Annotated in this window: 9 protein-coding genes; 2 read left to right on the top strand and 7 right to left on the bottom strand. The window is 57.1% G+C overall.

Going from position 1 to position 12,082, the window contains the following annotated elements:
* Positions 1-342: 342 nt before the first annotated feature.
* The 7 genes from EI185_RS05540 to EI185_RS05510 form a co-directional block, all read right to left on the bottom strand.
* Complete coding sequence (locus tag EI185_RS05540) at positions 343-615, bottom strand: hypothetical protein (RefSeq protein WP_124704136.1); 273 nt, start codon at positions 613-615, stop codon at positions 343-345.
* 294 nt (positions 616-909) lie between these two features.
* Positions 910-2,496, bottom strand: coding sequence for an OpgD/OpgG family glucan biosynthesis protein (locus EI185_RS05535; protein WP_124704135.1), 1,587 nt, complete (start codon positions 2,494-2,496; stop codon positions 910-912).
* Positions 2,448-5,018 (bottom strand): glucans biosynthesis glucosyltransferase MdoH, encoded by a 2,571-nt coding sequence (gene mdoH / locus EI185_RS05530; RefSeq protein ID WP_124704134.1) that lies wholly within the window; start codon positions 5,016-5,018, stop codon positions 2,448-2,450. Before mdoH ends, EI185_RS05535 begins: the two co-directional genes overlap by 49 nt.
* Positions 4,991-6,532 carry a glucan biosynthesis protein G gene (locus tag EI185_RS05525; RefSeq protein ID WP_223247691.1) on the bottom strand — a complete coding sequence of 514 codons (1,542 nt, stop codon included), beginning with the start codon at positions 6,530-6,532 and terminating at the stop codon, positions 4,991-4,993. The genes mdoH and EI185_RS05525 overlap by 28 nt, the downstream gene beginning before the upstream one ends.
* Positions 6,533-6,764: 232 nt before the next feature.
* Complete coding sequence (locus EI185_RS05520; protein WP_124704133.1) at positions 6,765-7,397, bottom strand: phosphatase PAP2 family protein; 633 nt, start codon at positions 7,395-7,397, stop codon at positions 6,765-6,767.
* A gap of 3 nt (positions 7,398-7,400) precedes the next feature.
* Positions 7,401-8,246, bottom strand: coding sequence for an S-formylglutathione hydrolase (gene fghA / locus EI185_RS05515; RefSeq protein WP_124704132.1), 846 nt, complete (start codon positions 8,244-8,246; stop codon positions 7,401-7,403).
* Positions 8,247-8,256: 10 nt separating this feature from the next.
* The gene (locus tag EI185_RS05510; protein WP_124704131.1) at positions 8,257-9,363 is read right to left on the bottom strand and encodes an S-(hydroxymethyl)glutathione dehydrogenase/class III alcohol dehydrogenase; all 1,107 of its coding nucleotides are present in this window, start codon (positions 9,361-9,363) and stop codon (positions 8,257-8,259) included.
* 180 nt (positions 9,364-9,543) lie between these two features.
* Between EI185_RS05510 and EI185_RS05505 the strand changes: the two genes are divergently transcribed.
* Both EI185_RS05505 and EI185_RS05500 read left to right on the top strand, forming a co-directional pair.
* Entirely contained in the window at positions 9,544-10,917 is a 1,374-nt protein-coding gene (locus EI185_RS05505) for an HD-GYP domain-containing protein (RefSeq protein ID WP_124704130.1), read from the top strand.
* A 63-nt stretch (positions 10,918-10,980) separates the two neighbouring features.
* Entirely contained in the window at positions 10,981-11,367 is a 387-nt protein-coding gene (locus EI185_RS05500) for a hypothetical protein (protein ID WP_124704129.1), read from the top strand.
* Positions 11,368-12,082 lie beyond the last annotated feature (715 nt).

Raw genomic sequence — 12,082 nt, 5'->3', positions numbered from 1 at the left:
CGTAACGACGCGTTTTCTCAGTTCATAGAAAAGTTTTCCGTGAGGAAGTAGCTTCATTTTTATTAGCCCCTTTTACGAGCGCTATGCCGCCCGGATCAATCTTGTCCATGACAACAGCATCCACCCGCACTCCTCTGCGCGAGGTGGATGCCCTGAATATTTATTTTTCTGAACCCCAGTGAACGCTGAAGCAACACCAGTATGATTTTCAGGGACAGATTGGCGCTTCAACATGACCACTTTATTATTCGGGTACCCGATTTTTATAGGTCAATGGGGCTATCAAACATTTCTATCGGCGACGGAACGGCAACTTTTCATGCTTTGAGCCGCCCTATGCGCTTAGCGCGTCCCCAATGTGCCTGACCAACCGCCCCCCACCCGCTGCAGTCTTGCCGCCCCCACCGCTGCGGCAATGCTCAATGCAAAGCGCCCGCCCCCATCCATCACGTGCACCCATTTCTCATGTTTTTGAATAGGCTCAGCGTTCGAGCATGACGGCTCGTTGGGAGGCTCCTCCGACAGGGCGACGTCCCGCTGGGGCGCCACCCGGATGATGCGCCGCTGTGTGGCGGTGGGGGAGGGTGGGGACTCGGAGAGAGAATGTCCGCGCACAGTCTACTGCGGGCATGATGACGGGGGGACAGCGGGGTGGGCCTTGGCATGACCAGACTTACAGACTTACCCAAGCAGTCCGCGCCTGGTGATATAACCCAAGCGTGACTCAACTATCGCTTTGGCCGCCGACCAAGTTTGTCATTTCAACCACAAAATACGTTTTATCAATACGGTTACCGCAGGTGGATTAGAGTCAATATCAACCGCAAAATATGGAGCCCAAAAATTTAAAGGACAGGCTCCGGTCCGCATATAGCTGAATAGTTTTTCCATTCCCATGGAAATCGCGTATCACAATGGTGGCAGCACCTGTGGTGGTGTCCACTGATACAACCAGGTCTCGCTCAATGCCTGGCCGTCTGCGCGCAAATACAGTCGAAGATTGATTGGGTCCGTCGACGTGTCCGTGGGTTTCAGATCGAACATTGCCCGCAATCCGTGGATGGATTCGAGTGAACGTACCGAGGTCAGCTCGACTTTGCCACGCGAAGCCGTGATCACCGCTTCGATTACCGTATCTTTGCCGAGCATGGGGAGTTCACCGCCGGCGAAATCGATCACGAAGCGCCAGGAAAAATATTTGCGCTTCTGCCCGACAATGCCGCCCTGACCGGTACGGGTGGCGACCACTCGGGCGAGCGGCGATGCGAAGGGCGGTTTCGCGCCCCAGTAGAGGCGATAGGCGAACAGCAACTCCTGACCGGCCTGAGTTGGTTGGGCCGGATTCCAGAATGCGACAATGTTGTCCGAAGTCTCGTCCACCGCCGGTAATTCGACCAGCTGAATCGAGCCTTTGCCCCAGTTCGAGCGCGGTTCGATCCACACGCTGGGGCGGCGCTCGTAGTAAGCGCCGTCGTCCTGGTAGTGGTCGAAATTGCGGTCGCGCTGGAGCAGCCCGAAGCCGCGCGGGTTGTCGTCGGCGTAGGCGTTGAAACGCAGGGTCGCCGGATTGGTCAGCGGCCGCCAGATCCATTCGCCGTTTCCGCGCCATATCGCCAGTCCGTCGCTATCGTGGATCTCCGGCCGCCAGTCGTTGTTGATGCGATGATCGTTCTCGCCATACAGGAACATGCTGGTCAGCGGCGCCACGCCCAGCCGCTCGATCGGTTTGCGTGGGTACAGTGCCGCATCGACATCCATGATCATCCGCGCTGCCGGATGAATGACGAAACGATAGGCGCCGGAAATACTGGGGGAATCCATCAACGCGTAGACCGTAAGCATGTCCGATTCCGGTTCGGGTTGTTCAAACCAGAAGGCGGTGAAACGCGGGAACTCTTCGCTGCGCGCCATGCCGCTGTCGATGGCCAGGCCGCGCGCCGACTGGCCGTACTGCATCTCGGCGCCGACGGCACGGAAATAACTCGCGCCCAGAAAGGCGGCGATGTCGCGCTTATCGTCGGTATGGTAGAACAGCTGGAAGCCGGCGAAGCCAAGATTTTTGGGCAAGTGCGTCCCCTGCAGCCCGCTCTTGCCATAATCGAACATGTCCGCGTCATAGGCGATTTCCTGGGCCTGGCCGTCATTCACCTCATACATGCGCACCGGGGTTTTGAAAAACAGTCCCAGATGAAAAAATCGTATCTGGAAACGCAAGCGGTCTTTTGCCCACAACGCATGGGCGGGGCGGTAGCGGATCGCCTGGAACTGGTCCCAGTCGAGTTTCTGTACGCGCTCAGGCAGTGTCTCGCCGGGGGCATGATAGGTGCTGCCGGCCAATGCCCGGGCTTGCCCCTTGAGCGCGGCAAAATCGAAATGCTGGCGCCCGCCCAGGACTTTCAGCGGGGCACCACCAGCTACGGCAGCGCGGCTCAGCGGTGGAAATGCAGCTAGGCCGAGCGCTGCAGCACTGGCTTTAAGGAAATCGCGTCGGAACATGTTGGGTTGTCCGTAGTCGTTTGGGAAAGGGTATTGCGCCATGCCGGATGCGCCAGCTCCGAAGTCCAGACTTCGAAGTGCAGGCGCGATAGCGTGATGGGGTCGTTGAGCAAGTGCATCCTGCGGCCTGCATCAAGCGCTGCCGGGCCTTCCCGGAGCGCTTTTTGCAACAGTCTTGCGCGGCTCTCTGCAACGCGGAATTGCCGGAAACGGGGTACGCCCGTGGCGCAGATCAAGGCGTTGGTGGCCGGATCAACGACCGCATCAATGAAGTCCGGCGGGGCATCGGCATGCGCGGCGTAGTCATGCGTCTGGCGCAGTTCTGCGGGGGGATTCAGCTCCTCCGGAATCAGGAAAAGACGCATCTTGCGCAGGCGCTGTCCCAGGGACACGCGGCTGGAGAATACCGATATCGGTATCGAGAGCATCAGCGCGCCGACGACAGGCAATAACCATAGCAGGTAGGAGGGCTTGAGCCAGTAGACGCCCCCAGCCCATACCAGACCCAGCAGCGTATGCCAGCCGTGACGGCGCAGCGCTTCGCCCCAGCCGGTTTCGGCATTTTCCCGCGGTGGCGATTTCCATTTGACGCCTCGCCCCAGCAATGGCGCCAGCACGAAACTGGTATGGAACAGCATGCGGATCGGAGCCAGCAGCGCCGAAAATAGCGTCTCGATCAACATGCTCAGACCGAGACGCAGCCGCCCGCCAAAATGCTTTGCACCTTGAATCCAGATCAGCATGACACTGAGTATTTTGGGCAGGAATAGCAATGCCGCGGTGACCGAGAACAGCGCAATGGCACGCTGCGGATCCCATTGCGGCCATATGGGAAACAACTGGAACGGCTGGGTGAAGTATTCCGGCGTTGCAAGGGCGTGCACGGCGAGCTGGGCGGTGGACAGGAGCAGGAACAGGAACCACAGCGGAGCGGACACATAGGCAGCCGCCCCGGTCATGAATACCGCCCGGTGCGCAGGGTGCACGCCATTTGCCAGGAGCAGCCGGAAGTTCATCAGGTTGCCCTGACACCAGCGCCGGTCGCGCTTGAGTTCATCGATCAGGTTGGGAGGGACTTCTTCGTAACTTCCGGGCAGGTCATAGGCGATCCATACGGTCCAGCCGGCACGCCGCATCAGCGCGGCCTCCACGAAGTCATGCGAGAGAATTTCGCCCGACAGGGGGCCGCCCCCTGACAGCCGTCCCAGCGCGCAGTGGCGCATGAAGGGCGCCACGCGGAGGATCGCGTTGTGTCCCCAGTAATGGGATTCGCCCAGTTGCCAGAAATGCAGCCCGGCCACGAAGATCGGCCCGTACACGCGGCTGGCGAACTGCTGCATGCGCGCATACAGGGTATCGCGCCCGGCCACCAGCGGTGCGGACTGGATGATGCCGGCACCGGGGTTGGCTTCCATCAAACGCACGAGACTGATGAGGCACTCGCCGCTCATCACGCTGTCGGCATCGAGCACGACCATGTAGCGGTAGTTGGCGCCCCAGCGCCGGCAGAAATCGGCGACATTGCCGCTCTTGCGCTTGACCCGGTGCTGGCGCCAGCGGTAGAACACATGTCCGAAACCCTGTACCTCGCGGCACAGCTCGAGCCAGGCATTGACCTCGGCGACGCGGTTGTCGGCGCTGCTGCTGTCGCTGAGGATAAAGAAGTCGAAGTGCTGCAACTCGCCGCTGCGTGCCAGCGATTCATGGGTGGCGCGCAACCCGGCGAATACACGCGCCACGTTTTCGTTGCAGATCGGCATGATGATCGCGGTGCGCGCCTGATCGCCGATAGGCACATCGGCGGCGCCGGTGGCGGAAATCGCGTAGCGATCGCCGCCCGCGAGTTTCAGCACAAAGCCCATCATCGCGGTCCAGAAGCCAACCGAAACCCAGCCGGACAAAATAGCGAACAGGATCAGGATGGCAATTTCCAGCGCTTGCTGCCCATGATAGGGCAACACGGCTGCCATGGCGCTGGTGGAAAAATAGACCTGGGCAATGATCAATACCAGCAATACCACGCGACGCAGGGTGGCGGCGGCTTGCCAGCCGCCAGGGGCCGCGGCTCCGGCCTGGGCCGGATGCTCTCCTTCATGGCTGCCAGCCTGACTGAATCGTAGTTGGCGCGACTTGAATAGCCGCAAACTGGGCTTGGGTGGCCAATGTAGCGGGGCCATGGTGCTGCGCCTGATTGTCGGACTGGCGGGTAAACATATTTGTGCTTGCACAGCAGGTCCGGCAATGGTTTCGGGCGCTAGCGGCAGGGTCTTGTGGTTGATGGCGAGTCGGCTGCAGATCGAAGCAAGCGCGGGGGTGTCAGTATCGACAGGGTGATCGGAGCCGGCGAGCGCAGTATGCAAACCCGTCATGGCTTCCTGAGGGTTGCATGGATATTGTTCTGCTACCTGGGTGAGCAGCTCATAGCGCCGTTCCTGCGCCAAAGGCAAACGGTCCAGATAGCGTTCACAAATACTTTGGCCAGGGAAGCAGTGTTTTAATCGGGTGGCAAGATGTAGCTCCATGTTTCGGATATCCCCTTGTTATCGCTGCGCAACGAAGCGCGCAACTCCACTGGTTTATTCGCGTCGATTCTTTGCAAACGCAAGGAGAGGCGCCACCCGCCCGTGGCATCGTTGCGGATCAGTTTTTGCTCCAGAAGCTTGCCGTTTGCATCGACGGATACCATTGCCTCGGGCTTCAACTCGGCGGTGTTCGTGTCTGGTGGCGGATTGCCTGCGAAATCGATCGCCAGTGAGATGCTCCCGTCAGGCGCATGCGTATAGCCTCTGCCATGCAATGTTTGTGCCACCCACAACTCAGGTGGTCGCGTATCTTTATTCTTCTGCCACAATATGCGGTAGGAAAAATCATAAGCAGTTTTTGGTGCGGGCTGCTTGTCCGGCACCCAGTAGGCAACGATGTTGTCGTTGGTCTCGTCCGGGGTAGGAATCTGCACCAGCTCGACGCGGCCGGCGCCCCACTGGCCTTTGGGCTCAACCCACGCGCTGGGGCGAAGTTCGTAACGCAAAACCGGATCCTCGTAATCGGAAAAGTCGCGCTCGCGCTGCATCAGCCCGAAGCCGAACGGGTTGGTCGTGCCAAACGAGGTAACCAGCAGACGCTTGGGGTTGCTCAATGGACGCCATATCCATTCGTCATTACCCATATGGATCGAGAGTCCGTCAGAGTCGTGTACCGACGGGCGGAAATCGTCGCTGTCCGGGTGTTGTCCACGGCCAAAATAAAACATGCTGGTCAACGGCGCCAGACCCAGCTTGCCGACCGGGCTGCGCAGATACAGGCGGGCGGTCACATCCATTACCGTATCAACCCCCGGTTGCAGCACGAAGCGATAGGCGCCGGTGGCGCGCGGCGAATCAAGCAGGCCGTAGATGATCAGCTGTTTATCTGAAGGTTGCGGACGCAACACCCAGAATTCCACGAAGCGCGGAAATTCTTCGCCGGTGCCCAGCGCGGTGTCAATCGCCAGTCCGCGTGCCGACAGGCCATAATGTTGCCCCTTGCCGAGCGCGCGAAAGTAGCTTGCACCGAGGAAGGACAGGACTTCATCCTTGTGGGTGGCCGAATTGACGGGAAAGCGCACGCGAAATCCGGCGAAGCCCAGGCCACGCAATTTGCCGGGGTCTATCTTGTTGGTTCCATAGTCGAAGTCATTCGGATCAAAGCGGACTTCGCGCACGCCTTGAGCCGTGACTTCGTTGATCTTGACCGGCTGGTCGAAGTGCCAGCCGGGTGGAAAGAAATCCACATTGAAAGGCACTTTGGCGTCGTGCCACAACGTACGGTCTTTCTTGTAGCGGATCTGATGGTAATGTTCATAGTCCAGCGCGCGTAATTCAGGCGGCAGCGCAACATCCGGTTTCTTGAATGATTCACTTGCAAGTTGTTTTGCACGTTGCGCAACATCCTGAAAATCGAAGGCCGACGCTGGTGCAGACAGGCAGCTGAACAGAAAACCAGCGACACAGGCGAACCGCGAAACCAGTCTGGAAGTAGTGACTGTTCGGGAAAGCACGGGCGCACGGCAGCGGGGGAACGGCAGTAAAAAAGTCAAATTCAATGAGGCTCCGGCTTGGCATTATTAACTTATTATTGGTTCAGGCACCCTCGCGCCCGAACCAAGGCGGGTATCTGTGAGAACAACTCGCGGGAGAGAAAGTTCCCTAATCCGGTCGCAGCACTGTGCAACATTATGGATGCGCCGACGGACAAACCTATCGGATTGCCGACCGCAGGGCGGAATGATGCTAATACGACTGAAAGTTAGCGGAACGCGGCTTCCAGCCGATACGAGTGAACGGCTGATCGTGCCCCGATACTGCGAGCGCCACATCTTCAATCCAGCGTTCGGTAGGAACCGGTTTCAAATAGGATGAAGCAAACACGGCCAGGAGTCCGGCCACCAGCGCCCAACGGCTCACCCGAAAGGCTTTGAGCGAAGCTGCGCTGCGCAGAAAAACAATGCTGATCAATCCGCCCAGCACAAAGCCCGCCACGGCTTCGGAAATCGAATGTGCGTGAATGACCACGCGCGATACGTCGATGGCGATTGATATGCCAAATCCCACCGTTGCACCCAGCAAGCGCATCAATGGTGCGCTACGCAGCATCACCAGATAAAACAATACCGGATACACCGCAGTAGCACGCATGGCATGGCCGCTGATACCGGTAAAATCCAGCGCCTGGATACCCAACCCCCAACCGATGAATGCGATTTTCGTTGCTACCACCAGTGCCATGCCGCCGATAAACAGTACGCACCACCAGCCAGCCAGCCGCCAGGCGCGTCCCATCATCAGCCAGGCAGTAATGGCGGCCGCTGCCGGTGCGGTCACGACGATGCCGCCGAAGCTGGTCAGTTTGAGCCAGGAGATCATGTGTTATGCCCCGAGAATGCGCTGGTGGAACGCGAGGTGGTCTGCGATAAATGTGGCAATGAAGTAATAGCTGTGGTCATAACCGGCGTGTCGGCGCAGGGTAAGCGGCTGTTGTGCGACCGCGCACGCTGCTTCAAATTCATTCGGCAGCAGCTGTTCCTGCAAAAACTTGTCGTTCAACCCTTGGTCGATCAGGATACCGTGCGGGAAGGGTGTGGTGCGTTTTTGCATCAGTTCGCTGGCATCGTATTGCTGCCAGTCGGACTGGTTGGCACCGAGATAATGGGTGAAGGCTTTCTGTCCCCACGGGCACTGCGCTGGTGCAGCCACGGGTGCAAACGCCGACACCGAGCGATAGATATCCGGGTTGCGCAGTGCCAGAACCAGCGCACCATGGCCGCCCATGGAATGGCCGAACACGCCGATGCGGTCTGCCTGCGCTGGGAATGCGTCGAGGATCAGCCGGCGCAGTTCCTGCGTAACATAGCTGTTCATATTGAAGTGCTGGTTCCACGGCGCCTGTGTCGCATCCAGATAAAACCCGGCGCCCTCGCCGAAATCCCAATTGTCGGTTGCGCCTGTGATGCCGGTATCGCGCGGGCTGGTATCGGGCGCCACCAGCATGATGCCGTGCTGCGCTGCAAAGCGCTGCGCACCGGCCTTGATCATGAAGGTTTCCTCGCTGCAGGTGAGCCCCGCCAGGTAGAACAGAACCGGCACCGGACTGTGCTTGGCCTGCGGCGGTTGATACACCGAGAAGCGCATCGGCAGGCCGATGGCGGTCGAGTCGTGGCGATAAAAACCCTGTACGCCGCCGAAGCAGGCGTGTTCGCTGATGCATTCGAGCATGGTCGGCGTCTCAATAAATCACAACGGAACGAATCGATTCGCCGCGTTTCATCAGGTCGAAGCCGTCGTTGATCTGATCCAGCGTCAGGCGATGGGTAATCAGATCGTCGATATTGAGCTTGCCGTCCATGTACCAGTCGACGATTTTGGGTACGTCGGTGCGCCCGCGCGCGCCGCCGAATGCGGAGCCTTTCCAGACCCGTCCGGTCACCAGCTGGAATGGGCGCGTGCTGATCTCCTCGCCGCCAGCGGCCACGCCGATGATGATGGATTGCCCCCAGCCCTTGTGGCAGCATTCCAGCGCCTGACGCATGGTGGTGACATTGCCGATGCACTCAAAGCTGTAATCGGCGCCGCCGTCGGTCAGCGCGATGATGCGATCCACCACGTTGTCCACTTCCTTGGGGTTCACGAAATCGGTCATGCCGAATTGGCGCGCCATTGCTTCGCGTGCCGGGTTGATGTCGACGCCGATGATCTTGTTGGCGCCCACCATGCGCGCGGCCTGGATCACATTCAGCCCGATCCCGCCCAGGCCGAATACCACCACATTCGCGCCGGCTTCGACCTTGGCGGTAAAAATCACCGCACCGACGCCCGTGGTCACGCCGCAACCGATATAGCACACCTTGTCGAACGGTGCGTCTGGGCGAATCTTTGCCAGCGCGATTTCCGGTACCACGATGTAATTGGAAAAAGTGGAGGTGCCCATGTAGTGAAAAATGGGTTTGCCGTCGATGGAAAAACGGCTGGTCGCATCCGGCATCAGGCCGCGCCCCTGGGTGGAGCGGATGGCCTGGCACAGATTGGTCTTTTGCGACAGGCAGAACTTGCACTGCCGGCATTCCGGCGTGTACAGAGGGATGACGTGGTCGTCCTTCTTCAGGCTTTTGACGTCGGGACCGACGTCCACCACCACGCCGGCGCCCTCATGACCGAGGATGGCCGGAAAAATGCCTTCCGGATCGGCGCCGGACAAAGTGTAGTAATCGGTATGGCAAATACCGGTGGCCTTGATTTCCACCAGCGCCTCACCGGCGCGTGGGCCACCCAGCTCCACCTCCTCGATCGTCAGTGGTTGTCCGGCCTTCCATGCGACTGCGGCTCTGGTTTTCATGGAAAATTTTCCTTCATATAAATGCTGATGTAGTGAATGGGATCAAGCACGCTGAAAATTAAAAACAGGTACGAGTATAACGGCTGCAGTTGAGTTTCGAACCAGGCGAGCATCGGGCACTCGCTGATAGAGGCCGGTTTTCCGGTAAAGTTTTGTGGAATACAACCGAAACTCAATATTATGGGTTCTATCTATGCGCTTCAATCAACAGTCGTCGAGCAGATTTCGCTTTCCGCGATTATCGGCTCGCTCAGCTATGCCCTTGATCTGACCGAAGGTTTGCCTGCCGGGCATAGCCTGCGCAGTTGCTGGGTTGGCATGCATGTGGGCCAGCGCATGGGTATGGACAGCCAGGAGCTGTCGCACCTCTATTACACCATTCTGCTCAAGGATGCGGGTTGCAGCAGTAATGCCGCACGTTTGTTCGAACTCTACGGTGCGGATGAACGCCTGATCAAACGCGACTTCAAGCAGGTCGATTCAGACAGCCTGATGCATCTGGGGCGATTCGTACTTTCCCATGCAGGCATTGGGAAATCTCTGCATGAGCGGGTTACCCGCATTATGAATCTGGCCCAGAATGGCAATGAGTTCGCCACCGAACTGGTTGCTACGCGTTGTGAGCGAGGCGCCAGCATTGCTCGCCAGCTTGGTTTCGACGATGAGGTGGCAGCAGGCATCCGCTGTCTGGACGAACACTGGAACGGCCACGGCAAACCTGCCCGACTGATGGGTCCGCAAATCCCCCTCAATGCCCGAATCGCTTTGCTGTCGCAAGTCGTCGATGTATTCCATTCCGCTGGCGGCGCAGCGCTTGCATTGGAGGAAGTCGGCAAACGTTCGGGTTCGTGGTTTGATCCTGATGTGGTGAATGCTTTCAATGAGGTCGAGAAACAGCATGATTTCTGGAGCGGTTTGACCGACGACGGCTTGCAGCAAAAAGTCAGCCTGCTGGAGCCAGAATCCAGAGTGATCAGGATTGATGAAGACCGCCTGGATACCATAGCCGAAGCATTCGCCCAGGTCATCGATGCGAAAAGTCCTTATACCTATGGGCATAGCAGCCGGGTTGCAGCGTACACATCGGCCGTGGCAAATGCCATGGGGCTCCCTGAAGCACGGCAGAGATGGCTGCGCCGGGGTGCGCTGCTGCATGACATTGGCAAGCTGGGTGTGAGTAATGCCGTACTGGATAAACCGGGCAAGCTGGATGCAGATGAATGGGAGCAGGTAAAATCGCATGCCGCGCACTCTGAACAAATTCTGGCGCGTATGCGCATTTTTTCGGAGTTGTCTTTTGTCGCTGGCGCACACCATGAACGCCTTGATGGTAAAGGCTATCCGCGTGGGCTGACCGCCGCGCGCATCCCCCTCGAAACCCGGATTATCACGGTCGCTGATATTTTTGATGCGATTACCGCTGACCGCCCTTACCGCGGACCGATACCCATACCGGAAGCCATTGCCATCATGGAAAAAGAGCGCGGCACTGCGATCGATGGAGATTGCCTGGATGCTCTGAAACGCTCGCTGCCTGAATTGGACGCGGGATAGCCGATCAAGCTGCTAAACGATTACAGCCAGAGGTTTCATAACATCAAAAAGAGGCGGGATGTCATGCGGGAGACGATTGAAATTCTGGGAAAAAGTATTCTGGTTGAATGGACCAGGGCAGCTGAAAATGCGCTGAATAAACTGGACTCACCGCTACTAATTGAAATGGAGTTGTTGTTTAGCTGCCTGATACGTAAAGCTGTCCGGTTCAGACTAGGCGATGTCAATCCGGATAAATTTGTATTCGTCACTCCACAGATGAAAGTACGTTTCCGTCCCGTGATGACAAAGGCTTGTCGCATCAGTGATCTAGGGGAGGGAGAAACGCCGCTGACCGATTTTCCGATTAAAAAATCTTCCGCGTTTGTTCCTAAATATCTTTTCATTGATTATCAGCGCGGCAAGTGGAGCGGGGAGTTTCAGCTGGTCGAATTTGCGAAAAACCGATGATTCATTAGGGGTATATTGGATAGCAATCGGTTTCCCGAAACCTGCTTATCCAGTAGAACCAAAATCCGGCCTGCACAATTTCACCCTGGGATCGGGTTATGCGCTTGAGACTGCTTGATATTGTTTGAAGCATAGAGACGCTTTACATCTCCGGCCTATATCAACCATTCATGCTGAAGAGGTTTCGCGTCGCCATTTAGCAACATCGATAAAAGCCGCCAGGCTTCTGATTTTGTCCGATTAGTAAAAATATTGTGAATTTAGTGTCTCCAACAAGAGACAAAATCAGCCCTCTCTCTTTCCATTCAAGTATCCGCTGTCTTACCGTGATTTTATTGCCCTAAGCAATTTCGATTGCACCAATTTAGTGCCCTGGTTTTACTCTTTGAATGTTCCAGTGTTTCCGCACTCGTCTCATATCCTGTCATAAATCTGTCTGGAATCGGAGACATTAATTAACTGGTCACGCCACAGAAATATTTTACAAGTTGATGATTAATATTGAAATTATATGCATGGCATAGGGTTTGCTAAGGTGGCTGGTGGCAAGTTGAATCTTTACGCCATCTGCACGAGTAAGTATTGACAACCCTATGGATAAATTAAGGATGATCAAATTGATGACTAGACAGTGTCGTCACGTGATATGTTAAAATAGTTTTTTACATAAACTGCGGTGGACGCGAATGGCTGATGCCTATCAACGACATGACAT

The sequence above is a fragment of the Sulfuriferula multivorans genome (genome assembly GCF_003851125.1).
GTDB classification, from domain to species: Bacteria; Pseudomonadota; Gammaproteobacteria; order Burkholderiales; family Sulfuriferulaceae; genus Sulfuriferula; species Sulfuriferula multivorans.
Note: the sequence above shows the minus strand (reverse complement) of the source record. Positions and strands in the feature narration are given on the sequence as shown.